The following is a 25,390-nucleotide window of genomic DNA, read 5'->3' on the forward strand; positions in this document are numbered from 1 at the left end:
GCAGTCATGCAGACCAATCCGCGGCTCAACATCCGTCAGGTCACCTGGGCGAACCCCGTCGGCGCGGACCTGAGGGCCGCCCAGCAGGCAGAACTCGAGGCCCGCTTCGGCCGGCCCGACCACGAGCCCGGGCCGCCGCCGTCGGAAGCGGACACGGCGGTGTTCCTGGTGGCGCACGACAAAGCCTCAGGCCAGCCGGTCGGCTGCGGCGGCCTTCGCATGCTGGACGCCCAGACCGCCGAAATCAAGCGCCTCTATGTGCTGCCCTACACCCGCGGCTCAGGGGTGGCGAGCTCCATCCTCGCGGCCCTCGAAGCCCACGCCCACGCCCTGGGGATCACCACGCTGACGGCGGAAGCCGGCTCGGTGCAAACCGACGGGCGGCAGTTCTACGAGAACTCGGGCTTTGTGTCCGTGCCGAACTTCGGGCCGTATGTCGGCGTGGTGCACTCGTACTGCTACGCGAAGCCGATCGATTCGCACAGCGCCGCGCACACCGCCATGGCCTGAGGCCGTCACACAACGCCGCCCGTCACGGAGTCGGCTAACCTCGCACTATGGAATCGGCCGACATCACTTTCCGCACCCGCAAATGGGTGCGGCCCGAGGACCTCAACGCCAACGGCACCCTGTTCGGCGGGAGCCTGCTGAAGTGGATCGACGAAGAGGCGGCCATTTACGCCATCCTGCAGCTGGGCAACGGCCGGGCCGTCACCAAGTACATCTCCGAAATCAACTTCGTCAGCTCCGCCGTCCAGGGCGACCTGATCGAAATGGGCCTGACCGCGACCCGCTTCGGCCGGACATCGCTGACCATGCGGGCCGAAGTCCGGAACATGATCACGCGCCGGAGCATCCTCACCATTGATGAGATCGTCTTCGTGAACCTGAGCCCGTCGGGGAAGCCCGAGCCGCACGGCTACACCGAAATCACCTATGACCGGGACCGGATTCCGACGCACCACCTGACCGAGACCCTGGACCAGGACTAGCCAAGCCCAGCAGCGCGTCCCGTACAGGCTGACCACGTTCGGCCAGGGCCAGCCGCATCACCCCCGACGACGCCGCCCGCAGCGCCTGCGTGCGCAGGAGGCGCGCCCGGTTATAGGCCCTCAGTGCCTCGTCCACGGGCCGGGTGTTGAGAAGCTCCGCAAGGGTCACGGCATCGACCAGCGCTTCACAGGCCCCCCGGCCAAGATTCGGGGTCATCGCGTGGGCGGCATCGCCGACGAGGGCTACCCTTCGGCGGACGTAGCTGCAAAGCGGCGGCGTCGTCCAGACCCGCTGCACCAGGGATGTCTGCGGTACTGCCGCGGCCAGGACCTCGAGGATCCCCGGTGAGTAGCCTGCGTAGCGGGCGCGTGTTTCTGCCAGGGCGGCGGCGACATCCAGGCTCCCGGGACGTGCCCCGGAGCGGAACGCCGCGTACCAGTTGGTCCCGGCCGCCGCGGGACCAATCCCGAACAGCTGCCCGCGGCCCCAGTATTCGCCCGTGTGCCCGCACCACAGCCGCCCGGGAACCACGCCGCGGACCGCGAGATACGGTGTGGGCCGCGCCCCGGAGCGGGCGCCCCAGCAGCTGCGGCGGACCGAGCTGTGGACGCCGTCGGAGCCCACCACAAGGCCGGCGGGGCCGGGCCGGACGATGTCGATGCGGCCGGATGCCCGGCCCACGCTGACCGGAACGGCGGCGTCCAGCAGCCGGATGAGGTCAACCCGGGAAACGCCGATCAGTCCTGGCGCCTGTGCCGCTGTCCATGGCTTGCCGGAAGCCGCACGGACACTCATGCCCTCGATCACCGGGCTGGCCTCCCGGACCGCGTCCAGGATTCCCAGGCGGCCAAGGGCCCGCTGGGCCGCGGGCCACACCGCAAGGGAAGTTCCGACGGTCGGGAGTCCGTCGCGTTGCTCGTGGACGGTGACGTCGAACCGTGCGGGATCGAGGCGGGCTGCCAGGGCCAGCCCGGCGATGCCGCCGCCGATGACGGAAACCGCCTGCCGGCCGGGATCAGGCGGCGCCGGTTCGGTCACGTCCAGAATTCGTCTGCCTTGGCCGTGTCCTCGAAGAATTCCCGCCCTTCGGTGATCTTTCCGTCGCGGACCACAAACGTGATGACGGTGGCCAGGTCCAGGGTCTTGCCGTTGTTCTCCCCGCGGGTTTGCTGGATCGCGACGGTGTGGTTTTCCCCGCCCACGATGTCCTCGAGGTCCGCTTGGAAGTTACCGTGGGTGCGCGCTCCCAACTCGCCGAAGTACGCCAGGATCGCGTCCCTGCCCTGTTTGGTTCCGGAAAGCACGCCGCTTCCGGGAACGTACCAGACAGCGTCCTCCGCGAACATGTCGCTGAGGGTAGCCATATCCCCTGCGTTGAACGCCGTGTACCCTCGCCGGACCAGTTCAACATTCTCTGCGGTTCCCATGATCGGACACCTCTCCGTCATCCTTGTCGGGCCATGCTGGGACGGTTAAAGGCTAGCCCTGGCCCCGGCACGTGTCGACGGAAATCTGTCTTCAGACCAGGGCTTCTGCCGGAGCCCTAGCGGGCTCCGGGCCAGCCGGTGTAGGCCTCCGCGAGGTAGGCGCGGCCGTGGCGGGAGGACACCACGGAATGAAGTTCGCCGAGCTGGCGGGCGCGGGAGAAGTCGTCGGCGTCGGCGGAGGTGTGCAGCATGGAGGTCATCCAGTATGAGAACTGCTGGGCCTTCCACACCCGGTTCAGGGCGCGGTCGCTGTAGGCGTCCAGGAGCACGGTGGAGCCGGTGGAGTAGAAGCTGTCGAAGCCCTCAAACAGGACCTTGACATCGTTCAGCGCCAGGTTCAGGCCCTTGGCCCCAGTGGGCGGCACGGTGTGCGCGGCGTCGCCGGCGAGGAACAGGTTGCCGTGCCGCATGGGGGCGTGGACAAAGCTGCGGAACTTCAGGACCGTCTTGTCGATCACCGGTCCTTCCTTGACCTCGAAGCCGTTGCCGTTGACGCGGCTGCGGAAGGCGTCCCAGATGCGGTCGTCATCCCAGTTGTTGACGTCCTCGTTGGGGTCGCACTGGAAGTACATCCGCTGGACCGACTCGGTGCGCTGGCTGATCAGGGCGAAGCCGTTTTCCGAGTTGGCGTAGATCAGCTCGTCGGAGCTGCGCGGCGCCTCGGCCAGGATGCCGAACCAGGCGAAGGGGTATTCGTGGAAGTACCACTTGCGCTGCGCCTCCGGAATCTGGAAGCGGCAGTGGCTGCGCGAACCGTCGGCACCGGCGATGAAATCGGCCTGGAGTTCGTACTCGACGCCGTCAGCATCCGTAAACCAGACCTTGGGCTTGGCTTCGATGTCATGAATGGTGGTGTCCGTGACGGCGTACCGGACGTCCCCACCGTCGGCCTTCCGGCGTGCGGAGAGGTCCAGGAACACGTCCGTCTGCGGGTAGAGCCACACCGATTCCCCAACCAGGTCCTGGAAGTCGATCCGGTGGCTTTCGCCGTTGAAGCGCAGTTCGATTCCGTCATGCCGGTCGCCGTCGCGCAGCACCCGGTCGGAGACGCCGCTGTCGACGAGCATGTTGACCGAGCCGTGCTCCAGGATGCCGGCCCGCACCGTCTCGGAAATCTCCTGGTGGGTGCGGATCTCGAGGACGGTGGATTCAATGCCGGCCTTGGCCAGCAGGTGGGACAGCATGAGCCCGGCCGGGCCGGCACCCATGATCGCTACCTGGGTGTTGATGACTTTTCGCTGTGCCATGTTCATCTCGCTTCGTTGCGGGGTTGGGGCGGTCAGGGACCGGGGGCCGTTTTGGTCTTCCGGCTAACAGTGTGCTCCCCAAGGCGTGATGGGCGTTACATCAATTCCGCTGAATGGAATGAGAGGCTCTCGCGGGACTCGCCGAGCCGCCGCCCGATCCCGCGGGCCGCGGTCTGCAGGGCGGGAACGAGCGCCTGCAGGCGCACCTCGCGAAGGGGAACGACGACGCCGAGGGCCGCCACGGCGAGCCTCCTGCGGTCCAGTACGGGCACGGCGATCCCCCACGTGTCCGGGTCGACGACGCCGGCCAGCTGCGCATAGCCCTGATGGGCCGCTTCGCCCAGGAGGGCGCGGAGGTCCGCCAGGGCCAGCCGGCCGGTCGGATCGCTAAACCCTTCGAGGTACTCGGCCTGGACGTTGCGGGGCTGGTTGGCCATGAGCACCAGCCCGGCGGAGGACACGTGCACGGGCATCCGGCCGGCCACCTGCGCACGGTTGGCGACCGAGCCGCGGCGGGACAGCCGCTCCACAAAGAGCACTTCCTGGCCGTCCAGCACGGCGAGGTTCACGTTTTGGTTGAGCACCTGCTGGATGTCCTCCATGAGCGGCAGGGCGGCCTGGCGGAGTTCAAGCGTGGGGGAACTGCGGTTAGCGAGCTCCCAGAGCCGCAGGCCCAGGCTGACTGAGCCACCGGGAGCGACTTCAAGCAGGCCGTGCCCGGCCAGCTGCCGGACGAGCCTGTGCGCGGTGGTCAGCGGGAGTTCCGCCCGCGCGGCCAGCTCCGAGAGCTGCAAAGCCGTGACACCCTCCGGGAAGGCGGCAATCAGCCGCAGGATCCGGTCCACCACCGAATCGCCGGAGTTTGAATTGGCCACGCCCCTCCTTCCATTGAACGGTTTTTAGTGTCCCACGCAACACTCCCGGGTGATAGAACTCTCACAATAGGAAGAGTCCGACCTACACCGCCGGGCACGCGGAATCACGTAAATACTAGCGCTGAGGTAGCAATGTCAATGTCGTCATTGGGAAACAAATCACGGTGGCCCGTGTGGCTCTGCTGGCTGGCCATGGTGCTGGACGGCTTTGATCTGGTGGTGCTTGGCACGGTCATCCCGACCCTGATTAAGTCGCAGGAACTTGGCTTCGACGCAGTCGGGGCGACGTTCGCGGCGACCATCTCCCTGGTGGGCGTGGGGCTCGGCGCGCTCTTCATCGCGCCGCTCTCGGACCGCCTCGGCCGGCGAAACCTGCTGGTGGCCTGCGTGACGTGGTTTTCCATCTTTACGATTGCGGTCGTCTTCGCACCGAACGTGGCATGGTTCAGCGCGTTCCGGCTGCTCGCCGGCCTTGGCCTGGGCGCCTGCCTGCCCGCCGCACTGGCCTACATGAACGACTACGCGCCTGCCGGGACGGCTGGAAAGTCCACCACCCGGACCATGACGGGATATCACGTCGGCGCCGTGGCCACGGCGTTCCTGGCCATCATGGTCATTCCAAGCTGGCGGACCATGTTCGTGGTGGGTGGCCTGGCAGGCTTTGCCCTGGTCCCCTTCCTGTGGTTCAAGCTTCCGGAGACCCTGCCGCCGGTCCACCACATCCCCGCAGCCGCAAAGTCCCCGGCCGCCACGTCCCCGGCCGTCAACCCGGCGCTTACCCCGGACAGCGCTGTGGCCGCCCCGGTGGAGGAACGCGCCAGCTTCCGGGACCTTGGCCGCAAGCCCTACCCGCGGATCGCCGCCGGCGTGGCCGTGGCGTCCTTCATGGGGCTGCTGCTGGTCTACGGCCTGAACACCTGGCTGCCGCAGCTCATGGCCTCCGCCGGCTACAGCCTGAACGCCGGCCTCGCCCTGCTCCTGGTCCTGAACGTGGGCGCTGTGGTGGGCCTCCTGATCGCCGGGGTCCTGGCGGACCGGCACGGCACCAAGAGGATCGTCCTGCTCTGGTTTGGCCTCTCCGCCGTGTTCCTCGCCGCGCTCAGCATCCAGATCCAGAACGAAGTCGTGCTCTATGCCGCCGTCTTTGTCACCGGCGTGTTCGTCTTTAGCTCCCAGGTCCTGGTCTATGCCTGGGTCAGCCAGCTCTTCCCGGTCCGGCTCCGCGGCACCGCGCTGGGCTTCGCCGCCGGCGTGGGCAGGCTGGGAGCCATTTTGGGCCCCGCCGTCACCGGCGCGCTGGTCGCCGCCGGCATCGCCTACCCGTGGGGCTTCTACGTTTTCGCCGCCGCCGCACTCCTGGCGGTCCTCGCCCTCGCCTTCGTCCCGCAGACCGTGCCGGCAGTGTCCCGCACCGGCGCCGGCGTCGGGCACTCCTAGGAGACGCGCCCGGGGGTCCTCGCCCCGCGGCGGCCCCTGAGGCCGCGCCACGCGCCGGGCGCCAGCACGACGGCGATGCCGACGGCGGCACCGATGACGGTCTCCACGATTCTGTCGCGGAGCAGGATGCCGGGCGGCACGGGTGCCACGAGAAGCGTGGAGATCAGCGCCAGCGGCGTGACGAAAACCTGCGCCAGCATGTACTGCCGCGCGATGAACATCTCGGCGCCGAACTGGCACGCGGCAATCACCAGCACCGTCTGCCAGGGCGTCGGCTGCAGGAGCAGGATTCCGGCGAGCAGCACCAACCCCAAGGCAGTGCCCGCGATCCGTTGCAGGCCACGGCTCACGCGGTGCCGGGTGGTATGGCCCACGAGCGGAACGACGGCGGCCACCATCGCCCAGTAATTGTGGCCAATTCCAAGCCATTCCCCGGCCAGGGTACCCAGCGTTCCCGCCACGCCTGCCGCCACGAGGTAGCCCACGCTTTCGTGCCAGGCGACGCGTTTCTCCTGCGGTGTAAGGGCCGCAGGCCTCGGATTCACCCACGGGGTCCGGTGGCTCCGCGCCACCCGCGAGGACTGGCCGAGCAGCAGGGAGAAAGCGACCGTGAGTACCGCCACGAGCATGCACTGCCACAGCGGCGGCTGGTTGGGGATCGACGCGATGGCCGCGAACGCAAAGATATGGAACAGCGAACCCGCGGGACGCAGGCGCCACCACGCGACAACCAGGGAGCAGCCCCAGGCGATCACCGTGGTAGTCCCGACCAGGACCCAGGCGGTGCCTGCCGCGGAAAGCCCGGCAAGAGCGTCCACACGCGCTGTGAGGGCGGCCAGGAACATCACCAGGAGCATCAGCCCACCGCCCCGCACCTGAAGAGTCAGCCGCCTGGCATGCGGCTCATTCCGGCCGTAAATCCCGGTGAAGGCGCCGAAGGAAGCGAAGATTGCCAGATCCAGGCGGTCAAGCAGCACCAGCGTGATCAGCGGAACAAAGACCCCCACGGCGCAGCGGAGGGCGACCTGGTGGTCCTTGTTGGCCGGGGCGATGGTGAACATCTCGGAGAACAGCTTCACAGCGCAGGCCTTACAGCCTCAGGCGCACAGCGAAATGCTTTCATGGGCGTGTTCTTCATGGGCAGGCTCTCACGGGTCGGGCGCCTCTCGTTGCAGTCGGAGTATTACGACGGCGGCGTTGGCATCCACCACGGAGTTTACGCCGGAACGGTGCGGCGGCGGCATCGGAATCCGTTGATCGGGATCTGCTGGGCGCCCAGCGAAGTGGTAGCGTCTATCGGTTGAATCAAGCCAGCAACGCACACCGGAGGTTCCCCATGCTCAAAGGATTCAAGGATTTCATCCTGCGCGGCAACGTGATCGAACTGTCCATCGCCGTCGTGGTCGGCACGGCCTTCACCGCCCTGGTCAGCGCCTTCACTTCCAACATCGTCAACCCGATCCTCGCTGCCGCCGGCGGCGTCGAGACCCAGGGTCTGGGCTTCCACGTTTGGCCGGGCAACGACAAGACCTTCGTGAACATCGGCGCCGTGGTGACCGCCTTCCTGACCTTCCTCATCACTGCTGCGGTGGTGTACTTCATCTTCGTGGCCCCGATGAACCGGATCAACCGGATGGTCAAGAACCGACTCAGCGCCGCTGAGCCCGAGGAAGAACCGATCCCGGCCGACACTGCGCTGCTGGCCGAGATCCGCGACTTGCTGGCCACGTTGGCCGGTCCGGAATCCGACGGCGGCCGCACCGGGGCCGGGGAGCACCCGGACGGGAACACGTCGGCTGTCCCTGCCGGCGTCGCAGCCCGCCGTCAGGCTTAGGACTCGCCCTATGGCGGGCGGGAGGTCCGGAGTACTTTGATGTAGACACCCCCGCCGCTCGGGCCTGGATGCCGAGGAGGAACATCGTGCCGGATGTTAGCTGGAACCACGAGCTAGTGGATCAACTGGACTGGCATTTTGCCAATCAGGCCCGCCCGAGGCTGGACGGGTTGACTGACGACGAGTATTTTTGGGAGCCGGTTCCGGGCTGGAGTGTCCGGCGCAAGGACGCATCAACGCCCCCGACCGCGCCGGGTACGGGTGATTTCACCATTGATTTCAGCTACCCGGAGCCCGTTCCTGCTCCGGTGACGACCATTGCCTGGCGCCTGTGCCATATTCTGGTCGGCGTGCTGGGCGCGCGGACAGCATCACACTTTGGCGGTCCTGCCGTGGATTACCAGAATTTCGCCTACCCAGGCACGGCGGCCCTGGCACTGGCCCAAGTGGACGAGTATTACGCCCGGTGGATCCAGGGCGTGAAGAGCCTCAATGAGGCCGGTTTGGGGGCAGCCTGCGGTCCGTCCGAAGGTCCGTTCGCCGAGGCCCCCATGGCGGCACTGGTCCTGCACATCAACCGCGAGATGATCCACCACTTGGCAGAGGTCGCCCTGCTCCGCGACCTCTATGCGCACCGCCACTTGCTCTAACGCAGCCCCTAGGGCGCGTTGCTGCGAGCCTCCCTCCTGCCCGTCCGGTCCGAAACCGTCACCCGGCGGCAACCGGGCCGAAACAGCTGGCCGGAATCATAGGTGTATGACGCGCAAAGCCCATGGCAAAGCCCAGTCCCCTGCCACCTCCGAGTTGAGCTGCGAAGTGTGCGGCCAGATGCCCGAACCGACCAAGGCGCGGCTGACGCTGGCCAATGTGGCCGTGATGCTTCCGATCGAATTGCTGGTGCACGCGGCGGTGGTGGAAACCCACCTGCCTTATGTTGCCAAGGTCCTGGTCCTGACCATGACCGCGACCATCCTGGTGATCTGGGTCGCCGAGCCCTCGGCGGCCCGGATGCTCAGGGGCTGGCTGCATGCCCCGGCCCTGCGCCACCGCAAACGGCTCGTCGCCGCGCCTGCCCTTTGGCGGGCGCGGACCGTCCTGAAAGACAAACCCGGGTCGCTGCAGAAACTGACGCAGGCCCTGGCCGGGTTGAACACGAACATCCTCAGCATTCATGTTCACCCCGTGGCCGGCGGTGTGCTGGACGAGTTCGTGCTCTCGGCACCGGGTGATGTCCGCGAAGCCGAGCTGCTCCGGGCGCTGCGGGCGGGCGGCGGAGCGGATCCGCACGTCTGGCCGACCACCGCCCTGGCCATGGCCGACGGGCAAACCGGCGCGCTGAGCCTGGCTGCCCGGATCGCCGCCAGTCCGGAGGAGCTGCCGCTGGCCGTCGCGGAACTGCTGCGGGCACGGATCATCCCCGGACCGGCGGCTGGCAACGCCGAGGTGCCACCCCGGACGGGCGGGGACGGGACGGTCCTGAAAATCCCTACAGCGTGGCATGGGCCCATCACGTTTTCCCGGCCCGGCGAGCCGTTCACGCCTGCCGAATCCGCCCGCGCGCACCGGCTGGCCGAACTCGCTGAGATCCTGGCACACCGGCCGGCGGCGCGCTAGCCAGCCCGGGAAGCGGCCAGCCCGGGTCAGATGCCCGTCATCCGGATGGTGAGAGCGTCGTGCTCCACAGTGACGTTGAGGTGTTTGGCCTTGCCGAGGGGGTCACCGTCGAGCTGGAATTCCTGCTCGTGGGCGAGTTCGATTTCGGCTGACTTTCCGGCGAAGTATTCGACCGACGTGTTCTTGGCGTTCTTCCGGCCGAAGACGCCGGACAGCACATCCAGCCAGCCGAACCGGCCATGAGGGGCCAAAATCACGACGTCCAGGATGCCGTCGTCGACCTTGGCATCGGGGAAGATCTCCACGCCCCCCATGATCTTGCCGCAGTTGCCCACCATGACGCTGCGGATCCGGCGCCGCACGGCATGCTGGCCGTCAATGCTGATCTTCGCCCTGATCGGCTTGCCCGGCAGGTGCCGGATGCCAGCCTCGACATAGGCGAGCCAGCCCACGCGGTCCTTGAGTTCGTCCACGGTGTTGGCCATGATGGCGGCGTCATAGCCGAGACCGGCCATGACAAGGAAGATGTGCTCCTTCTCGGCATGGTCCAGCCTGGCCTTGACCACGTCTACCTTGGTATCCGCGCCGCTGAGGACGTCGTAGCTGGCGGCCACGGGGTCGGTGATGTCGACGCCGAGGTTGCGGGCCAGCAGGTTGCCGGTCCCCAGGGGGACCAGTCCCATCGGCGTTCCGGTGCCGGCGAGGACCTCCGCCACGCAGCGGACCGTTCCGTCCCCGCCCGCCGCGATCACGACGTCGACTCCGGCATCCAGCGCCTCGCGGGCCTGGCCAATCCCGGTGTCCTCCTTCGTGGTCTCCAGCCACAGCGGCTCGGCCCAGCCCTGGGTCTCGCACAGGCGGAAGAACGAGGCACGGAAGCTTTTACCGGGAGATTTCATGGGGTTGATAACCACGGCGGCGCGCCGGGACGCTGCGTTGTCCGGGGTCTCCGGAGTCGCGGTGTTGTTCTCTGTCATGGCGTCCTTAGGGCAATGGGGCGAAAGAGTACCCGAACTGAAATCCTAGCCGCAGTGCCCGCGTAACCTCCGCAGGGCCGGCGCAAATCGTGGACGCGCGCTCCGCCACCTCACTAGACTGGGCTTCGTGATGTTCCGGAGGCTGCGCTCCGGACGCCGAAAGCGGGGGCAGATGACTGAACCAGAGAAGTATTCAGCAACGGCTGAATCATCCAGTATGGATCCTCACGACTGGGGCCGGGCCATGGCACTGGCGCTCACGCGGCTGGCCGAGCAGGTAGCGCCCGGAGACAGCGACGACATCCATGCCCTGGTGGTGGGCAGGAACTTTCACCTGAAAATCAGTGACGAGCCCGGGGGCGTCAAGATCACGGTTTCCACCGAACCCATCCCAGACCCCGCTCCCTGACGGTCCCCTTCCCGGGCGTCACGTCAGGACAGTGTTTCACCGTCCCGAGGTCAGGTCCTCGGAGATGACTTCCGCCGTGGCTACCGTCGCCTCGCGCACGGCCTTGAGGTAGGCCTCGGGGTCGGCCTGCGTGGACACCGTCTGGGCCTGCAGCGAGACGTTGATCGCCGCTACCACCTTGGGCCCGTCATGGACCGGCGCCGCAATGGACATCAGCCCCAGCTCCAGTTCCTGGTCCAGCAGGCACCAGCCCTGGGCGCGGACCGTATCCAGCTCCGCCAGAAGGGCAGCCCGCGTTCCGATGGCTCCCGGCGTGAGGGGCCGGATCTCTGTGGCCGCGAGATAGTCTTCCAGCTTCGCCGGCGGCAGGGCCGCGAGCAGCACCCTGCCCATGGACGTCGCGTAGGCCGGGAAACGGGTGCCCACCGTAATGCCGACCGTCATGATCCGCCGGGTGGACACCCGGGCGATGTAGGCGATGTCGGTGCCCTCGAGCACCGCGGCCGACGTCGACTCCCCCAGTTCGAGCGAGAGCTCCTCCAGGTGCGGCTGGGCCAGCTGCGGCAGGGACAGCCCGGACAGGTAGGCGTAGCCGAGCTGAAGTACCTTGGCGGTCAGGGCGAAGATCTTGCCGTCCGTGCGGACATAGCCCAACTCCGCGAGCGTGTGCAGGAACCGCCTGGCCGTGGCCCGGGTCAGTTCGGTCCGGGCCGCCACCTCGGTCAGGGTCATCTTGGGGTGCTCCGTGTCAAAGGCACGGATCACGGCGAGCCCGCGCGCCAGCGACTGCACGTACTGGTCGCTGGCCGCGGGCGCGCCGCCGCTCTTGGCTGGCTCAATCATTTCTCGCCTCTCGGTCCCGCATCACTTTAGCGGGGCGCAGGTTATCCGGCCGCAGGACTGTCAGCTTGGGTCCGCCGCCCGGAGGGGTACCGGGACCATGGCCTGAAGTTCCTCGAGCGTGCAGCCGAACGTCTCGCGCACCTGGACGCCGTCGGGTCCGGTGAGGAAGACGGCCTTGTCGGTGTAGACGCGGGTCACGCAGCCGATCCCGGTGAGCGGGTAGGTGCACGCCTCGACGAGTTTGGACGCGCCGTCGCGGGTCAGCAGCGTCATCATGACGAAGACGTCCTTGGCGCCGGTGGCGAGGTCCATGGCGCCGCCGACGGCGGGGATCGCGTCCGGGGCGCCGGTGTGCCAGTTGGCGAGGTCCCCGGTGGCCGAGACCTGGAAGGCGCCGAGCACGCAGATGTCCAGGTGCCCGCCGCGCATGATCGCGAAGGAGTCCGCATGGTGGAAGTAGGACGCCCCGGGAAGCTCCGTCACGGGGATCTTGCCGGCGTTGATGAGGTCGCCGTCGATCTGGTCTCCGGTGGCTTCCGGGCCCATGCCGAGCATGCCGTTTTCGGTGTGGAGCGTGATGTTCTGCTCCGGCTCGAGATAGTTGGAGACCAGGGTGGGCTGGCCGATGCCGAGGTTCACGAAGGATCCGGGCTGGATGTCGCGGGCCACGAGGCGGGCGAGGTCGTCGCGGCCCAGCGGCTTGTCGGATGCCTGGATGCCGGTCCGGACACCCGGCTGGTCATTGGCGGGGATGCTCATCTCAGGCCACGCTTTCTGTCTTGCCTGCGGCTGCAGCTCCGCTGGAATCAATACGGACGATGCTGTTGACGTAGATTCCGGGGGTCACGATGACTTCCGGGTCCAGGCCGCCGGTGGGCACGATCCCGGAGACCTGGACGATGGTGTGTTTCGCGGCGGCGGCCATGATGGGACCGAAGTTCCGTGCGGTCTTGCGGTAGACGAGATTGCCCCTGCCGTCCGCCGTGAGGGCCTTGATGAGGGCGACGTCGGCGTGGATGGGGGTCTCGAACACCTGCCACTTGCCGTCCAGGTAGCGGGTTTCCTTGCCCTCGGCGAGCATGGTGCCATAGCCGGTGGGCGTGAAGAAGCCGCCGATCCCGGCGCCGGCGGCACGGATCCGCTCAGCGAGGTTCCCCTGCGGGACGAGCTCGAGTTCGATCTCGCCGGCACGGTATTTGGCGTCGAAGTGCCAGGAGTCGGACTGCCGCGGGAAAGAGCAGATCACTTTCTTCACCCGGCCTTCCTTGATGAGCAGGGCAAGGCCCTGGTCGCCCTGGCCGGCGTTGTTGTTCACCACGGTAAGGTCGGTGGCGCCGCCGTCCAGCAGCGCGTCGATCAGTTCGAAGGGCTGGCCGGCGTTGCCGAAGCCCCCGATCATCACGGTGGAGCCGTCCTTGATGCCGGCGACGGCCTCACCGACCGTGTCAATAAAATTCAGCATCTCGCTTAACCCTTCACGCCAGAAGTTACGTTTTCGAGCACGACGGCGAGGCCCTGGCCGACGCCGATGCAGATCGCGGCGACGCCCCAGCGCTGCCCGGAGGCCTGCAGGGACCGGGCCAGGGTGCCGAGGATCCGGCCGCCGGAGGCGCCGAGCGGGTGGCCCATCGCGATCGCGCCGCCGTGCCGGTTCACGATTCCGGGGTCGATGCCCCAGGCGTTGATGCAGGCCAGGGACTGCGCGGCGAAGGCCTCGTTCAGTTCGACGGCGCCGACCTGGTCCCAGCCGATGCCGGCCTTGGCGAGGGCCTTGTTCGCGGCCTCCACGGGGGCGTAGCCGAAGTACTGGGGATCGTTCGCGTGCGCGCCGCGCCCGGCGATCCGGGCCAGCGGCTCCATCCCCAGGATCCCGGCAGCAGCCTCGGAGCCCAGCCACGCCGCGGAGGCGCCGTCGGAGAGCGGGGAGGCGTTCCCGGCGGTGACGGTGCCGTTCTCGGTGCGGAAGACGGTCTTGAGCCCGGCGAGCTTCTGGGCCGAGGACCCGGCCCGGATGCCCTCGTCGCGGACCAGGTCCGTGCCCGGGACCGGGGCGACGAGGGTGTCGTAGAAGCCCTCGTCCCACGCCGCGGCGGCCAGGTTGTGCGAGCTGGCGGCGAATTCGTCCTGCGCCTGGCGGCCCACGCCGTACTTCCCGGCCAGCCGTTCGGTGGCCTCGCCCAGGGAAATGGTCCAGTCCGTCGGCATGGCCTGGTTCACCAGCCGCCAGCCCAGCGTGGTGGAGGCCAGGGTGAGGTCCCCGGCCGGGTACGGCTTCTCGGTCTTGGGCAGCACCCAGGGGGCGCGGGACATCGATTCGGCGCCACCGACCAGCATCAGCTCGGCATCGCCGGTGTTGATCTGCCGGGAGGCGATGATCGTCGCGTCCAGCGAGGAGCCGCAGAGCCGGTTGACCGTGGTGCCCGGGACCGAGACCGGCAGCCCGGCCAGCAGGGTGCCCATCCGGGCGATGTTGCGGTTTTCCTCCCCGGCGCCGTTGGCGTTGCCGAACACCACCTCATCGATCCGCTCCACGTCCAGCGCGGGGGCGCGTTTCACCGCTTCCCGGATCACGTGCGCAGCGAGATCGTCCGGCCGGACCCCGGCCAGGCCGGAACCGAACTTCCCGAACGGGGTCCTCACGGCGTCGTACAAAAAAGCCTGATTCATGGGTTCTTGTCCATTTCTGCCTCGCCCATGGCTGTGTTGTCCATCGATTGGAACACCTGCTGGGCGGTCTTGAAGGCGGTGTTGGCGGAGGGGACCCCGCAGTAGATGGCGGTCTGGAGCAGGATTTCCTTGATCTCGTCCCGGCTCAGGCCGTTGGTGATGGCCGCGCGGATGTGCATGGCCAGTTCTTCCCAGTGCCCGTGTGCCACCATGGCGGTAAGGGTGACGGCTGAGCGCATCTGGCGGCTGATCCCGGGCCGGGTCCAGATGCCGCCCCAGGCGATCCGGGTGATCATGTCCTGGAAGTCCTCGGTGAAGGAATCCTTGTTGGCGTTGGCGCGGTCCACGTGCGCGGCGCCAAGCACCTCGCGGCGGACTTTCATGCCGCCGTCGTAGATTTCCTGGCTGGTCGCGCCGGGCTGGACCACACCATTGCGTTCGGGCCCGTTGCGTTCGGAGCCGGTCATGCGCCCGCTCCCTGGGTCTCGGTCCAGGCGATGAGGCCCTTCAGCAGCTCGGCGATGTGGCCCGGCGCCTCGAAGGGCGCCAGGTGTGCCACGCCCTCCAGGCTGACGGCCGTGGCCGTGCCGCCGCCGGAGGTGATGCCCGCGGCGACTTCCTCGGCCATGGACGGCGGGGCGACGGCGTCCATGGCACCGGCAACCACCTGCGTGGGGACGCGGATGGTGCCGAGCTGGTCCCGCACGTCGAAGCCGGCCAGGGCCTCACAGCAGAAGGCGTAGCTGAAGCGGTCGGCGTCCCGGAGGGTGTGCAGGAGCCGGCTGCTGAGTTCGGGCTGGCTCTCCATGAACCCCGGGGCGAACCAGCGCTCCGCGGACCCTTGGATCATCACCGGGGTTCCCTGCGTGCGGACGGTTTCGGCTCGCTCCAGCCAGCCCTCTGGCGTGCCGAGCTTCGCGCCGGAGCACTGCACGGACAGGCTCTTGAGCCGGTCGCCGTGCTTGATGGCCAGTTGCAGGCCGGTGGCCCCGCCGAGGGACACGCCGGCATAGTGGAAGCGCGCGCCAGGGGCGATCGAATCGACCAGTCCGATCACGGCGTCGGCCAGGTCGGCGACCGTGAAGTTCTCCTGCGCCGCGGGCGAGACGCCGTGGCCGGGCAGATCCCAGGCGACGACGTCGACGTCGGCGCCCAGTATGGTGCCGGCCTGGCTCCAGAGCAGCGAGGACGTCCCGAGCGAGGGGCCCACGACGAGGAGGGGCTTGTCGCCGAGCGGACGCTGGGGCGAGAGCAGGACTGCTTTGACGGTGGGTCTAGCCACGGGAGGCTCCGTTCTGGAGTTGGTGGGCGGTGGCGCCGGCCGGGGCGGCGGCGTGGGCGGTGGCGTATTCCGGGTACGCCGCGAGGATGCGGCGGGAGATCTCAACGGCCTGGCCGAGGTAGTTGGCCGGGTCCAAAAGCTCCTCAAGCCGGGCGTCGGTGAGCAGATATTCCGGGACGGCCGCGCGGAGCAGTGTCCGGTAGGTGGCCGCCTGCTCCGCGGCCGGGGCCCGGAGCGTTTCGTCCACGACGGCCTGCAGGCGCTGCTTCCCGGTCCGGCCCGATCCCGTCTCGGCGCTGCGCACGTCCAAAAGCGGCGCGACGGCGGCGTTGACGGCTTCAGAGAGCAGCAGCGGGCCGGCGAGGTCCAGGTTGCGGCGCATCGCTGCGGGGAAGACCTGCAGCCCTTCGGCCAATTCGCGCATCTGCGCCGCGGCGCCGAGGGCCAGACGCAGCAGCTGGCGCAGGGCCACCCATTCGCTGTGCCAGGCGCCGTCGGGGCGTTCGTCGTTGAAATTGGCGGCCGCGAGGTGCAGCTGTGCGGCCAGGGCCGGAGCCTGCAGGGCGGCGCTGCGGATCAGCACGGAGAGCACGGGGTTCTGCTTTTGCGGCATGGCCGAGGACACGCCCCGTCCGGCGGCGCGCGGTTCGGCGAGCTCGGCCACTTCCGGCCGGCTCAGGAACAGGATGTCGGCGGCCATCTTTCCGGCCGCGTCCGTCACGGCCGCCAGCGCGTCGCCGAGCCCGGTCACGGCCAACCGGTTGGTGTGCCAGGGGGCAGGAACCGTGGCGAGACCCAGGCGGGCGGCGAGCCGGTCGGCGAGGTCAAACGGGGACAGCCGCCCGGCGGTCAACACGCCGTCAGTCAGCACAGTGCCTTCAGTCAGCACCGTGCCTGCGGCGAGGGTCCCGGCGGCGCCGCCGGTCTGGACCGGCAGGTCGAGGGCCTCGAGCCGGCTGGCCGCGGCAGCGAGCCCGTTGAACCACTGCGCGGCCCGCAGCCCGAAGCTGTAGGGCAGCGAGTGCTGGGTCAGGCTGCGGGCAACACAAAGCGTGGCCGCATGGGCTTCGGCAAGCACCGCGAGGGCGGACGTGGCCGCCTTGAGCTCGGCCTTCAGCTCGCGCACGGCCCCGGCAGCCAGCACCATCAGTGCCGAGTCGAGCACGTCCTGGCTGGTCAGCGAGGTGTGAACGGCCTGTACCGCGCCAATACCGCCGGTGTCCAGGTTCCTGACCTGTTCCCGGAGGTCGGCGAGCAGCGGGATGACGGGGTTGCCGCCGCCCTGGGCGCGGACAGCGATGCCAGCGACGTCGTACCGCTGCACGTCCGCGGCGGCGGCCACCACTGCGGCGGACCCGGCCGGGGCGAGGCCCGCCTCGTCCAGGACCGTCGCCCAGGCTTCCTCCACGGTCAGGATGGCGGCGAGCACTGCACGGTCCCCGGTCAGCGCCGCCACAAGCGGCGACGCCGACACGGGATTCAGCAGGCCAAAGTCGCCATGCAGGCCAACGTCGCCGTCGGTCTCGAAGAAGGTCACTTCGAGGCACCCTCGGCGTCGCTGAAATCCAGGAACACCGTCTCGCCCTCGCCCTGGAGGCGGATGTCCCAGGTCAGTCCGCCGTCGGGATCCCGGCGCGCGATCAGGGACCGGCGGCGGTCCGGCTCGAGCGAGCTGAGCAGCGGATCCTTGGCCAGGGCTTCCTCGTCCTCCGGCAGGTAGACGCGGGTGAACAGGCGGTTCATCAGGCCCCGGGCAAAGACGGCGACGGCGATGAACGGCGCCGCGCCCTCCTCGGTGGGGCCGGGATTCACCGTGGTGAAGGTGAAGACGCCGGTGTTGCCCACGGCGCTGCGGCCGAAGCCGGTGAAGGTGTAGCCGTCGCGGACCAGGGAGCCCGTGCGGTGCGGAACGTTGCCGTCCGCGTCGGCCTGCCAGATCTCCAGGATCGCGTCCGGGATCGGGTGCCCGGCGCCGTCATAGACGGTGCCCTGGAGCCGGATGGAGCCCGGGGAGCCGGGGGCCAGGAGCTCGCGGTCCTTGGTGTAGGGCAGGGCGTAGCCGTAGAACGGCCCCACAGTCTGGCCCGGCGTCGGGGTGAGTTTACTCATGGCGCTCCTATTCATTCTCGTCGCCTCCTGCGCCCAATGCCTGGTTTTCGGTCCAGGTCCGCTTGGACCCGGTCAGGACAATGTCCCAGTTGTAGGCCAGAGCCCATTCGGGTTTGGTCTGCTCGTGGTTGTAGGTGGCCACGAGCCGGTCGCGGGCGTCCTGGTCCACGATCGACTGGTAGATCGGGTCCAGCGGGAACAGCTGGTCACCGGGGAAGTACATCTGGGTGACGATCCGCTGGGTGAACTCCTGCCCGAACAGGGAGAAGTGGATGTGGGCCGGGCGCCAGGCATTGAGGTGGTTCTTCCACGGGTAGGCGCCGGGCTTGATGGTGGTGAAGCTGTAGGAGCCGTCGGCGCCCGTGATGCAGCGGCCGACGCCGGTGAAGTTGGGGTCCAGCGGTGCCGGGTGCTGGTCCCGCTTGTGGATGTAGCGGCCGGCGGAGTTCGCCTGCCAAATCTCCACAAGCTGGCCGGCCACGGGGCGGCCGTCGCCGTCGAGCACGCGGCCGGAGACCACGATGCGTTCGCCCAGCGGCTCGCCGTTGTGCGCGATGGTCAGGTCCGCTTCCAGCGCGTGGACGTCCATGTGCCCGAACGCCGGCGAGTAGAGTTCGATGGTTTCCGGGTCCGCGTGGTGCAGGTCCTTGGTGGGGTGGCGCAGGACGCTGCTGCGGTACGGCGCGTAGTCGAGCCGCGGCTGGGTTTCGGCCGGGGCTCCGTTTTTGAGGGCCTGCGCGTAGGCCTCGCCGATCGCCTTCATCTCGGCGCTGAGGTCCGCCTGCGACTCAGCGGCGGCGTCGAGCGGCGCATACGTCTTTGGTGCGGCCTCCGTGGCTTCGTCGGACACGTCCTCGGTGATCGGGTCGGCATTGTAGATGTCGAGGTTGATTTCTTCAGGCACAGCAGCCTCCTTTCCTTGGTGTGTTTGTTGTTCGGATGGGGTCAGGAAGTGCGGGTCAGGTGGTGCAGATGGTCGTACTGGACGGCGTGCCGCACCGGGGCGTTCGGGGCGCCGTAGCCGTCGTAGGCGCCGCGGCGTTCCACCATTTCGAAGAACACGCTGCCCACCGTGGCCGTGTAGAAATGCAGGAATTCGCCGTCGGCATCGCGGTCATAGAGCAGGTTGAGCTCGCGGAGCGTGGCCAGGAATTCCGGCTCCAGCTCGAACCGGGCATCGAGGTCCTCGTAGTAGTTCGCCGGGATCCGCAGGAAGTCCAGTCCGCGGTCCCGTGCCGCCCGGGCAGTGGCCACGAGGTCATCCACGGCGAACGCCACGTGCTCCTGGTAGGTGCGGCGGTGGCCGGTCCCGGACGCGCCGGGTTCCGACGCGCCGGTGGGGCCCTCCTGCTGCAGCAGCGGCGCCAGGTTCAGCACCAGGCGGACGCCCCGGTCCTGCGTGAGCATCACCTGGGACCGGACCAGCCCGGTGGGGCTGGCCACCTCGGCGAACGGCTGCGGCTCCAGCGCAAGCGCGCTGGTGTAGAAGAGCACGGCCTCGTCGAAGTGCTGCCACGGCTGGGCGAGGTTGACGTGGTCGATCACGGCGCCCGGGTTGCCGGCCCGATCCTCCGCGGGGACGCCCGGTCCGTCGCCGAATTCCCGGGTCCACGCGGCGGTGCCGTCCGGGCTGCCCTGGCAGAGGAAGATTTCGGTGGAGTCCGGCGCGGCGAAGCCCTGGAAGACTTCCTCATTGGCCTGGCTCTTGCGCGGCACCGCGGGAGCCTTGAGCTGCTGGGCGCGGGCGGCGGCGATGACGGGAGAGTCGACGTCAAAGCCCACGGCAGAAATGGCAGCGGAAATGGCAGCGGCGGCGGGAGCCTGCTGGAGGGCAGCACCGGCGGCGGTGGCCGGTTCTTCATTGATGATCACGCGGGCGTGGCCCATGGTCCACAATTGCACGTCCTTGGTCCGATGCCGCCCGTTAAACGCAAACCCCAGCTGGCCGAGCAGGGTTTCCAGGCCGGCGGTGTCCCCTGCGCGGACCTCGGCGAAGTTGAAGCCGGCCGGCTCGGCCACCCGGGGCAGCGTGGCGAGCTCCATGGGGTAGCGGCGCCGGGCCGCGGGGCCGGCCGCCTTGCTGGCCTCCTCGCCTTCGGCGGGGGCCGGGTTTGCCTCTAGCCAGGCGGCGCTTTGCTCTTCGAGCCAGATCAGCGACCGCATGGCATCGACGGCGGTGCGTTCGACGTCGGACTGGCGGAAGACGTCGTTGAACACCTCCAGCGACACCGGCCCGGTGTAGCCGGCGCGGACCACGTGGCCCATGAACTTGGCGAGCTCGAACTGGCCCTCACCCGGAAACACCCGGTAGTGCCGGCTCCAGGACAGCACGTCCATGGACAGCTTGGGGGCATCGGCGACCTGCACGAAGAAGATCTTCTCCGGGTTGAAGGCCTCGATCGGCGCGGTGTCCCAGTCCCGGGAGAGGATGTGGAAGGAGTCCAGGCAGGTGCCCAGGTTGGGGTGGTCCACCATGTCGACCAGCCGGTGGGCGTGCTCGTAGTCGTTGACGTACTTGCCCCAGGCGAGGGCCTCATAGGCGACCTTGACGCCGTGTTCACCCGCGAGGTGCGCGAGCCGGGAGAGCTGGGTTGCCCGGAGATCGTCGTCGTCGATCGTGGCCGTGCCGACGTTGGAACAGAGCAGCATGGTGTCCATGCCCAGGCGGGACATGAGCCTGAACTTGGCATCCGCGCGGCGAAGGTTGGCGGCGAGCAAGTCCTCGGGAACACTGTCGAAGTCGCGGAAGGGCTGGTAGAGGTCCAGGTTCAGGCCGAGGTCGGCGGCCAGTTTCCGGACGTCCTCCGGGCTCAGCGGGGACGTCACGAGGTCCTGTTCGAAGATTTCGATCCCGTCGAAGCCGGCCACGGCGCAGGCCTGCATTTTTTCCCGCAGGGTGCCGGCGAGGCAGACGGTGGCGATTCCGGTGCGCATCAGGCGGCCACTTCTTCCGCGGCCACAAGTTCCAGGAAGTGGGAGCGCATGCGGTCGGCATCGGCCTGGCGCCCGGTGAAGATCCGGAAGGCGTCCGCCGCCTGGCCCACGGCCATCCGGCCGCCGTCGAGCACGTCGCAGCCCTTGGCGCGCGCCTCGCGGACAAGCTCGGTTTCGATCGGCCGGTACACGATGTCGGCCACCCAGTGCCGGGACTCCACGAGGGACATGTCCAGCGGAACGCCCGGGTGGGCGGCCATGCCCACGGGGGTGCAGTGCACCAGGCCGTCGGCCTGCGGCATGAGCTGCGGGAGCTCCGCCGTCGTCCGGGCAGTGACGGTCCGGTCCGGGAAGAATCCGGCGAGCTCGGCCGCCCGGGCGGCGCAGCGCGCCGCGTCGGTGTCCACGAGGTCCAGTTCGCGGACTCCCGCGGTGAGCAAGGCGTAGGCGACGGCGGAACCGGCGCCGCCGGCGCCCAGCTGCACCACGCGGTCCAGGGTGGCGCCGGGGAGCCCGGAGGCCAGCGCCGCCGCGAAGCCGGAAAAGTCGGTGTTGTAGCCAATGAAGCGGCCCTCGCGGATGACCACGGTGTTGACGGCGCCGAGGCGCCGGGCGTCTGCGGAGACTTCGTCGAGGTAGTCGAGCACGAGCTGCTTGCAGGGGTGCGTGATGTTCAATCCGTTGAACCCGAGGCTCCGGGCGCCGGCGAGCAGCCCCCCCACGGCCTGGCCGGGCAGGCCGAGTTCGGTGAGGTCGATGGGGCGGTAGAGGTACCGGAGGCCCTGCACGTCGCCTTCGCGTTCGTGCATGTAGGGCGTGAGGGAGGGCATGACGCCGTCTCCCACGAGGCCCACGAGGAAGGACTCTGCTCGATTGCTCATCCGGTTAGCTCCTTTGACAACGGCACTCGGCGGGCTGGGACGCTTGCGGCATCTCCGGCGGCCCGGGTGACAGGGATTACATTACAGACTTTGTTCACATGTTGCACTGTTGTTCGAATGACGAACTTATTATTACGGCGGTGGCTCCGGCGTCGGGCCGTCACCGCTGGGGCAGCCGGGCCGACAGCTCGGCGGCCGCCGCCTGAAGCAACGGCACAAGGGCCACCAGGGACTCCATGCTGAGGCGGAACACCGGAACTGCCGTGGCAAGGGAGGCGAAGGCGTGCCCCTGGGCGTTGAAGACCGGGACGGCGACGGCGCGCATGCCGAGCTCGTTTTCCTCGTCCATGGTCGCGTAGCCCTGGCGCCGGACCTGCTCGATTTCCGCCCGGAAAGCCTCGCGGTCGGTGATGGAGAGCGCCGTCAGTGGTTCCAGGGGCAGCTCGTCGACGAGCTGGACGCGGGTGGCGTCATCGGCGAACGCCACCAGCGCCTTGCCCACCGAGGTGGTGTGCAGGGCCCCGAGATGCCCGGGGTCGCTCGTGACCCGGAAGGTCTGCGGGCCGTCCACCTTGTTCACCGTCAGGTGGTGGAGGCCGTCGCGCACGGAGAGGATGGTCGCCTCGCCCGTTTCCTCGGTGACCCGCCGCAGGATGGGCAGGGCCGTGCCCGCGAAGCCGTGATGGTTGGAAACGCGCTGGCCGAGCTGGAACACCCGCAGCCCCAGGTGGTAGCGGCGGCCGTCCGGCTCATAGTCCACGAAGCCGTCCCGCGTCAGGGACCCGAGCAGGCGGTAGGTGGTGCTGAACGGCAGATCCGCCCGGCGGGAAATGTCCGCGGCACTGGCGCCGCGCGGCTCGTCGCCCAGGAGGACCAGCAGGCCCAGCGCCTTGCCCACCATGTCCGTCCTCGAGTCCTCCCTGGCGGCTTTGGCCGGCTTTGCAGGGGCTTCCCCGGGATACCCGGAAGCGGCGGGCGTATCTGTGGCTTGATTCACACTCATGTACTGATATTCCCACATAGTGAGAGCTATTTCTAGATGGTGATTATTTTTCTTGACAAGTGACTGTGCTCACAGTCATGATTGCTATATCGCAAAAGTAGCTTCCACCATGTGGCTACTAATCCTGGTCTTTCCACGGACCTCCGGCTGCACCACACTTAAGCAAGCGGCAGTCGAGACCTTCCTGATCCATCCGCGACAACGTCGTCACACCAAAGGAACACCATGAGCCACACTGTCCCGTCCACGACGCCGGGTACCGTCACAGGAGGGACGCCGAAGAAGGCGGCCCTTGCCAGCTTCCTGGGCAGCGCCGTCGAGTATTACGACTTCTTCATCTTCGGTTCCGCAGCGGCACTGATCTTCCCGCACGTTTTCTTCCCCGATGCGGACACCAATGCGGCCATCATGTCCTTCGCGACCTTCGGCTTCGCCTACGTGGCCCGTCCGGTCGGCGCGGTCATCCTCGGCCACTTCGGCGACAGGATTGGACGCCGGAAGGTCCTCATGTTCACGCTGCTGCTGATGGGTGCCGCCACTTTCGTTATCGGCTGTCTCCCGGACTTCGACACGGTCGGCTGGTGGGCCCCGGCACTTCTGGTGCTGGCACGGCTCTGCCAGGGCCTGTCCGCAGCCGGCGAGCAGGCCGGCGCCTCCTCCATGACGCTCGAGCACGCCCCGGACAACCGCCGCTCGTTCTTCACCTCCTGGACCCTGACCGGAACCCAGGGCGGCCAGATCCTCGCCGCCCTCGTGTTCATCCCCGTACTGGCCCTGCCCGATGAGATCAAATACACCATCGGCTGGCGCATCCCGTTCTGGCTCAGCGCCGTGGTTGTGCTGATCGCGTTCTTCATCCGCCGCACCCTGCACGAGCCCCCGGCGTTCGAGGAAGCCCAGAAGACCAAGCAGATCTCCAAGCTCCCGGTGGCCGACCTCCTCAAGGACCACTGGCGCGATGTCCTCCGCGTCATCGCCTGCGCCTTCATCGCCGCCGTGTCCACCGTCTTCGGCACCCTGGCCATCAGCTACGCCAAGAACGTCGCCGGCGTGGACGGCACCACCACCCTCTGGCTCGTGGTGGGCGCCAACTTCATGGCCCTGGGCACCCAGCCGCTGTTCGGCATGCTCGCGGACAAGATCGGCCGCAAACCGGTCTTCATCTATGGCGCACTGTCCAGCGCGGTCCTGACCCCGGTCTTCCTGCTGAGCCTCGAATCCGGCAGTGTCCCTCTGATGTTCCTCGCGGCAATCGGGTTCTTCTCGTTCGGCTACGCTGCGGCCAACGCGGTCTGGCCCTCCTTCTACGCCGAGATGTTCACCACCAACGTCCGCTTCTCCGGCCTCGCGATCGGTACGCAGCTTGGCTTCCTGATGGCCGGTTTCGCCCCGGCGATCGTCGCGGCCATGGGCGGCATCCAGTCCGGCGGCTGGGTCCAGATCAGCATCTTCACCGGCATCATCTGCCTGATCGCCACCGTCGCGGCACTGACGGCCAAGGAGACGTTCAAGGTCCCCACCCGGGAGCTCGGCCAGCAGCACTAGGTTCCCGCCCGGCGCTCGGCCGGCAGTTCCGCACCGCACGACGGCGGCCCGTCCCTTTGGGGGCGGGCCGCGTCGTTAAAGGCGCTATTGCGTCGTCTCAGGTTAGGTTTGGGCCTTAGCGTACGGCGCCCAGCACCGCGGCGAGATCGAACTTCACCGGCTCCTCCAGCTGGTCATAGGTGCAGGAGTGCGGATCCCGGTCCGGACGCCAGCGCACGAACTGGGCAGTGTGTCGGAACCGTTCGCCCTCCATGTGGTCGTACTTCACTTCCACCACGCGCTCGGGCCGGAGCGGGGTGAAGGACAGGTCCTTGCCGCCGCTCCACCGGCTTCCCTGGGCATTCCGCGGGGTCCGCGCCCCCTCCTCCTGCCGGGCCCAGGCCCAGGGGTGGTCCTCGAAACCGGTGACCAGCTCCTGCAGCTCGGCAAACAGCTCCTGGCGCCGTGCCATCGGGAAGGCGCCCACCACGCCGACATTCGCCAGCACCCCGGCGTCGTCGTAGAGCCCCAGCAACAGCGAGCCGATCCGGTCCGGACCGGAGGTGTGCACGCGGTATCCGGCGAGCACGCAGTCCGCCGTCCGCTCATGCTTGACCTTGACCATCGCGCGCTTGTCCGGCTGGTAGGTGCCCTCCAGCGTCTTGGCCACGATGCCGTCAAGTCCGGCGCCCTCGAACTGCCGGAACCAGCGCTGCGCCGTGTCCCGGTCGGAAGTCGCGGCCGTCAGGTGGACCGGGGCCGCGCTGGCCGCGAGTGCGCGTTCGAGCTCCCGCCGGCGCTCGGCGAAGGGTTTTCCGGTGAGGTCCTCGTCGCCGAGGGCGAGCAGGTCGAACGCCACGAAACGCGCCGGGGTCTGTCCCGCGAGCAGCTTCACCCGGCTGGCGGCCGGATGGATGCGCTGCTGGAGCGCATCGAAGTCGAGCCGGTCCCCCGAGGCCGCCACCAGGATGATCTCGCCGTCCACCACGCAGCGTTCCGGCAGCTCCGTCTTCAGCGCCTCGACGAGCTCGGGGAAGTAGCGCGTCATCGGCTTGCCGTTCCGGCTGCCGATCTCCACCTCGTCGCCGTCGCGGAAGATGATGGAGCGGAACCCGTCCCACTTCGGTTCAAAGAGCCAGCCCTTTCCAGTGTCCGGCACCGGCAGGGCAGGGAGTGCTTTGGCCAGCATGGGCGCAATGGGTGGCATCAACGGCAGTCGCATAGCGCCCATTCTTGCGCCGCGGACCCGGCACCGCCAGCCCCGCCGCAGGGCT

The 25,390-nt window shown here is 68.3% G+C and carries 27 protein-coding genes; 8 read left to right on the plus strand and 19 right to left on the minus strand.

Annotated elements, in window-relative coordinates:
- Positions 1 to 6: 6 nt before the first annotated feature.
- Entirely contained in the window at positions 7 to 510 is a 504-nt protein-coding gene (locus AC1DR1_RS01620; protein WP_229991934.1) for a GNAT family N-acetyltransferase, read from the plus strand.
- 47 nt (positions 511 to 557) lie between these two features.
- Positions 558 to 992 carry an acyl-CoA thioesterase gene (locus AC1DR1_RS01625; RefSeq protein ID WP_079555099.1) on the plus strand — a complete coding sequence of 145 codons (435 nt, stop codon included), beginning with the start codon at positions 558 to 560 and terminating at the stop codon, positions 990 to 992.
- On the opposite strand, the gene AC1DR1_RS01630 is transcribed toward AC1DR1_RS01625, so the two are convergent.
- The 4 genes from AC1DR1_RS01630 to AC1DR1_RS01645 form a co-directional block, all read right to left on the minus strand.
- Positions 931 to 2,031 (minus strand): FAD-dependent monooxygenase, encoded by a 1,101-nt coding sequence (locus AC1DR1_RS01630; RefSeq protein WP_476992100.1) that lies wholly within the window; start codon positions 2,029 to 2,031, stop codon positions 931 to 933. The two genes, AC1DR1_RS01625 and AC1DR1_RS01630, sit on opposite strands and share 62 nt — an antisense overlap.
- On the minus strand, positions 2,028 to 2,420 hold the full coding sequence (locus tag AC1DR1_RS01635) for a nuclear transport factor 2 family protein (RefSeq protein ID WP_229991933.1): 393 nt from the start codon (positions 2,418 to 2,420) through the stop codon (positions 2,028 to 2,030). The genes AC1DR1_RS01630 and AC1DR1_RS01635 overlap by 4 nt, the downstream gene beginning before the upstream one ends.
- Before the next feature lie 116 nt (positions 2,421 to 2,536).
- Entirely contained in the window at positions 2,537 to 3,727 is a 1,191-nt protein-coding gene (locus AC1DR1_RS01640) for a 4-hydroxybenzoate 3-monooxygenase (RefSeq protein ID WP_229991932.1), read from the minus strand.
- Between the two features lie 95 nt (positions 3,728 to 3,822).
- The gene (locus AC1DR1_RS01645; RefSeq protein WP_229991931.1) at positions 3,823 to 4,602 is read right to left on the minus strand and encodes an IclR family transcriptional regulator; all 780 of its coding nucleotides are present in this window, start codon (positions 4,600 to 4,602) and stop codon (positions 3,823 to 3,825) included.
- Between the two features lie 132 nt (positions 4,603 to 4,734).
- Here AC1DR1_RS01645 and AC1DR1_RS01650 point away from each other — a divergent pair, with 132 nt between their 5' ends.
- The gene (locus AC1DR1_RS01650) at positions 4,735 to 6,039 is read left to right on the plus strand and encodes an MFS transporter (protein WP_476992101.1); all 1,305 of its coding nucleotides are present in this window, start codon (positions 4,735 to 4,737) and stop codon (positions 6,037 to 6,039) included.
- Here the strand turns inward: AC1DR1_RS01650 and AC1DR1_RS01655 are convergent.
- Positions 6,036 to 7,118, minus strand: a complete 1,083-nt coding sequence (locus AC1DR1_RS01655; RefSeq protein WP_229991929.1) for an FUSC family protein — start codon at positions 7,116 to 7,118, stop codon at positions 6,036 to 6,038. The two genes, AC1DR1_RS01650 and AC1DR1_RS01655, sit on opposite strands and share 4 nt — an antisense overlap.
- 257 nt (positions 7,119 to 7,375) lie before the next feature.
- Between AC1DR1_RS01655 and mscL the strand changes: the two genes are divergently transcribed.
- The 3 genes from mscL (at position 7,376) to AC1DR1_RS01670 (ending at position 9,487) form a co-directional block, all read left to right on the plus strand.
- Positions 7,376 to 7,873 (plus strand): large conductance mechanosensitive channel protein MscL, encoded by a 498-nt coding sequence (gene mscL, locus AC1DR1_RS01660; RefSeq protein WP_229991928.1) that lies wholly within the window; start codon positions 7,376 to 7,378, stop codon positions 7,871 to 7,873.
- A gap of 86 nt (positions 7,874 to 7,959) precedes the next feature.
- On the plus strand, positions 7,960 to 8,523 hold the full coding sequence (locus AC1DR1_RS01665; protein WP_364746574.1) for a DinB family protein: 564 nt from the start codon (positions 7,960 to 7,962) through the stop codon (positions 8,521 to 8,523).
- 106 nt (positions 8,524 to 8,629) lie between these two features.
- Complete coding sequence (locus tag AC1DR1_RS01670) at positions 8,630 to 9,487, plus strand: ACT domain-containing protein (protein ID WP_229991926.1); 858 nt, start codon at positions 8,630 to 8,632, stop codon at positions 9,485 to 9,487.
- A 26-nt stretch (positions 9,488 to 9,513) separates the two neighbouring features.
- Here AC1DR1_RS01670 and AC1DR1_RS01675 read toward each other — a convergent pair whose 3' ends face one another.
- Complete coding sequence (locus tag AC1DR1_RS01675) at positions 9,514 to 10,464, minus strand: diacylglycerol/lipid kinase family protein (RefSeq protein WP_364746576.1); 951 nt, start codon at positions 10,462 to 10,464, stop codon at positions 9,514 to 9,516.
- Between the two features lie 172 nt (positions 10,465 to 10,636).
- On the opposite strand from AC1DR1_RS01675, the gene AC1DR1_RS01680 reads away from it, so the two are divergent.
- Positions 10,637 to 10,873, plus strand: coding sequence for a hypothetical protein (locus AC1DR1_RS01680; RefSeq protein WP_229991924.1), 237 nt, complete (start codon positions 10,637 to 10,639; stop codon positions 10,871 to 10,873).
- Between the two features lie 36 nt (positions 10,874 to 10,909).
- Here AC1DR1_RS01680 and AC1DR1_RS01685 read toward each other — a convergent pair whose 3' ends face one another.
- The 12 genes from AC1DR1_RS01685 to AC1DR1_RS01740 all read right to left on the minus strand — a co-directional run bounded on the left by AC1DR1_RS01685 (position 10,910) and on the right by AC1DR1_RS01740 (position 22,592).
- Positions 10,910 to 11,716 carry an IclR family transcriptional regulator domain-containing protein gene (locus AC1DR1_RS01685; RefSeq protein ID WP_476992102.1) on the minus strand — a complete coding sequence of 269 codons (807 nt, stop codon included), beginning with the start codon at positions 11,714 to 11,716 and terminating at the stop codon, positions 10,910 to 10,912.
- Positions 11,717 to 11,776: 60 nt separating this feature from the next.
- Positions 11,777 to 12,475 carry a 3-oxoacid CoA-transferase subunit B gene (locus AC1DR1_RS01690; RefSeq protein ID WP_476992103.1) on the minus strand — a complete coding sequence of 233 codons (699 nt, stop codon included), beginning with the start codon at positions 12,473 to 12,475 and terminating at the stop codon, positions 11,777 to 11,779.
- A gap of 1 nt (position 12,476) precedes the next feature.
- Positions 12,477 to 13,178 (minus strand): 3-oxoacid CoA-transferase subunit A, encoded by a 702-nt coding sequence (locus AC1DR1_RS01695; RefSeq protein ID WP_476992104.1) that lies wholly within the window; start codon positions 13,176 to 13,178, stop codon positions 12,477 to 12,479.
- Between the two features lie 5 nt (positions 13,179 to 13,183).
- Positions 13,184 to 14,383, minus strand: coding sequence for a thiolase family protein (locus AC1DR1_RS01700; RefSeq protein ID WP_476992105.1), 1,200 nt, complete (start codon positions 14,381 to 14,383; stop codon positions 13,184 to 13,186).
- Positions 14,380 to 14,850 (minus strand): 4-carboxymuconolactone decarboxylase, encoded by a 471-nt coding sequence (gene pcaC / locus AC1DR1_RS01705; RefSeq protein WP_229991919.1) that lies wholly within the window; start codon positions 14,848 to 14,850, stop codon positions 14,380 to 14,382. Before pcaC ends, AC1DR1_RS01700 begins: the two co-directional genes overlap by 4 nt.
- Complete coding sequence (locus AC1DR1_RS01710) at positions 14,847 to 15,665, minus strand: alpha/beta fold hydrolase (RefSeq protein ID WP_229991918.1); 819 nt, start codon at positions 15,663 to 15,665, stop codon at positions 14,847 to 14,849. The genes pcaC and AC1DR1_RS01710 overlap by 4 nt, the downstream gene beginning before the upstream one ends.
- The gene (locus tag AC1DR1_RS01715) at positions 15,658 to 17,202 is read right to left on the minus strand and encodes a lyase family protein (RefSeq protein WP_229991917.1); all 1,545 of its coding nucleotides are present in this window, start codon (positions 17,200 to 17,202) and stop codon (positions 15,658 to 15,660) included. The genes AC1DR1_RS01710 and AC1DR1_RS01715 overlap by 8 nt, the downstream gene beginning before the upstream one ends.
- Complete coding sequence (gene pcaG / locus AC1DR1_RS01720) at positions 17,199 to 17,774, minus strand: protocatechuate 3,4-dioxygenase subunit alpha (RefSeq protein ID WP_223982391.1); 576 nt, start codon at positions 17,772 to 17,774, stop codon at positions 17,199 to 17,201. Before pcaG ends, AC1DR1_RS01715 begins: the two co-directional genes overlap by 4 nt.
- A 7-nt stretch (positions 17,775 to 17,781) precedes the next feature.
- The gene (pcaH, locus tag AC1DR1_RS01725; RefSeq protein WP_414645511.1) at positions 17,782 to 18,678 is read right to left on the minus strand and encodes a protocatechuate 3,4-dioxygenase subunit beta; all 897 of its coding nucleotides are present in this window, start codon (positions 18,676 to 18,678) and stop codon (positions 17,782 to 17,784) included.
- Between the two features lie 41 nt (positions 18,679 to 18,719).
- Positions 18,720 to 20,708: a sugar phosphate isomerase/epimerase and 4-hydroxyphenylpyruvate domain-containing protein gene (locus AC1DR1_RS01730; RefSeq protein ID WP_364746598.1), complete on the minus strand. Its 1,989-nt coding sequence runs from the start codon at positions 20,706 to 20,708 to the stop codon at positions 18,720 to 18,722.
- Complete coding sequence (locus tag AC1DR1_RS01735) at positions 20,708 to 21,589, minus strand: shikimate dehydrogenase (protein WP_476992106.1); 882 nt, start codon at positions 21,587 to 21,589, stop codon at positions 20,708 to 20,710. The genes AC1DR1_RS01730 and AC1DR1_RS01735 overlap by 1 nt, the downstream gene beginning before the upstream one ends.
- Positions 21,590 to 21,749: 160 nt before the next feature.
- Positions 21,750 to 22,592, minus strand: a complete 843-nt coding sequence (locus tag AC1DR1_RS01740; protein ID WP_229991914.1) for an IclR family transcriptional regulator — start codon at positions 22,590 to 22,592, stop codon at positions 21,750 to 21,752.
- A gap of 225 nt (positions 22,593 to 22,817) precedes the next feature.
- Here AC1DR1_RS01740 and AC1DR1_RS01745 point away from each other — a divergent pair, with 225 nt between their 5' ends.
- Positions 22,818 to 24,137: an MFS transporter gene (locus tag AC1DR1_RS01745; protein WP_229991913.1), complete on the plus strand. Its 1,320-nt coding sequence runs from the start codon at positions 22,818 to 22,820 to the stop codon at positions 24,135 to 24,137.
- 115 nt (positions 24,138 to 24,252) lie between these two features.
- Here AC1DR1_RS01745 and AC1DR1_RS01750 read toward each other — a convergent pair whose 3' ends face one another.
- The gene (locus tag AC1DR1_RS01750) at positions 24,253 to 25,338 is read right to left on the minus strand and encodes an ATP-dependent DNA ligase (RefSeq protein WP_229991912.1); all 1,086 of its coding nucleotides are present in this window, start codon (positions 25,336 to 25,338) and stop codon (positions 24,253 to 24,255) included.
- Positions 25,339 to 25,390 lie beyond the last annotated feature (52 nt).

The organism is Arthrobacter sp. P4_F10 (genome assembly GCF_056401435.1).

Excerpts from the sequence above, each read along its gene's own strand:
- AC1DR1_RS01620 (WP_229991934.1), top strand. The coding sequence starts at position 7 with ATGCAGACCAATCCGCGGCTCAACATCCGTCAGGTCACCTGGGCGAAC.
- AC1DR1_RS01625 (WP_079555099.1), top strand. The coding sequence starts at position 558 with ATGGAATCGGCCGACATCACTTTCCGCACCCGCAAATGGGTGCGGCCC.
- AC1DR1_RS01635 (WP_229991933.1), bottom strand. The coding sequence starts at position 2,420 with ATGGGAACCGCAGAGAATGTTGAACTGGTCCGGCGAGGGTACACGGCG.
- AC1DR1_RS01640 (WP_229991932.1), bottom strand. The coding sequence starts at position 3,727 with ATGGCACAGCGAAAAGTCATCAACACCCAGGTAGCGATCATGGGTGCC.
- AC1DR1_RS01650 (WP_476992101.1), top strand. The coding sequence starts at position 4,735 with ATGTCAATGTCGTCATTGGGAAACAAATCACGGTGGCCCGTGTGGCTC.
- mscL (WP_229991928.1), top strand. The coding sequence starts at position 7,376 with ATGCTCAAAGGATTCAAGGATTTCATCCTGCGCGGCAACGTGATCGAA.
- AC1DR1_RS01670 (WP_229991926.1), top strand. The coding sequence starts at position 8,630 with ATGACGCGCAAAGCCCATGGCAAAGCCCAGTCCCCTGCCACCTCCGAG.
- AC1DR1_RS01675 (WP_364746576.1), bottom strand. The coding sequence starts at position 10,464 with ATGACAGAGAACAACACCGCGACTCCGGAGACCCCGGACAACGCAGCG.
- AC1DR1_RS01680 (WP_229991924.1), top strand. The coding sequence starts at position 10,637 with ATGACTGAACCAGAGAAGTATTCAGCAACGGCTGAATCATCCAGTATG.
- AC1DR1_RS01685 (WP_476992102.1), bottom strand. The coding sequence starts at position 11,716 with ATGATTGAGCCAGCCAAGAGCGGCGGCGCGCCCGCGGCCAGCGACCAG.
- AC1DR1_RS01690 (WP_476992103.1), bottom strand. The coding sequence starts at position 12,475 with ATGAGCATCCCCGCCAATGACCAGCCGGGTGTCCGGACCGGCATCCAG.
- AC1DR1_RS01695 (WP_476992104.1), bottom strand. The coding sequence starts at position 13,178 with ATGCTGAATTTTATTGACACGGTCGGTGAGGCCGTCGCCGGCATCAAG.
- AC1DR1_RS01700 (WP_476992105.1), bottom strand. The coding sequence starts at position 14,383 with ATGAATCAGGCTTTTTTGTACGACGCCGTGAGGACCCCGTTCGGGAAG.
- pcaC (WP_229991919.1), bottom strand. The coding sequence starts at position 14,850 with ATGACCGGCTCCGAACGCAACGGGCCCGAACGCAATGGTGTGGTCCAG.
- pcaG (WP_223982391.1), bottom strand. The coding sequence starts at position 17,774 with ATGAGTAAACTCACCCCGACGCCGGGCCAGACTGTGGGGCCGTTCTAC.
- AC1DR1_RS01730 (WP_364746598.1), bottom strand. The coding sequence starts at position 20,708 with ATGCGCACCGGAATCGCCACCGTCTGCCTCGCCGGCACCCTGCGGGAA.
- AC1DR1_RS01735 (WP_476992106.1), bottom strand. The coding sequence starts at position 21,589 with ATGAGCAATCGAGCAGAGTCCTTCCTCGTGGGCCTCGTGGGAGACGGC.
- AC1DR1_RS01740 (WP_229991914.1), bottom strand. The coding sequence starts at position 22,592 with ATGAGTGTGAATCAAGCCACAGATACGCCCGCCGCTTCCGGGTATCCC.
- AC1DR1_RS01745 (WP_229991913.1), top strand. The coding sequence starts at position 22,818 with ATGAGCCACACTGTCCCGTCCACGACGCCGGGTACCGTCACAGGAGGG.
- AC1DR1_RS01750 (WP_229991912.1), bottom strand. The coding sequence starts at position 25,338 with ATGCGACTGCCGTTGATGCCACCCATTGCGCCCATGCTGGCCAAAGCA.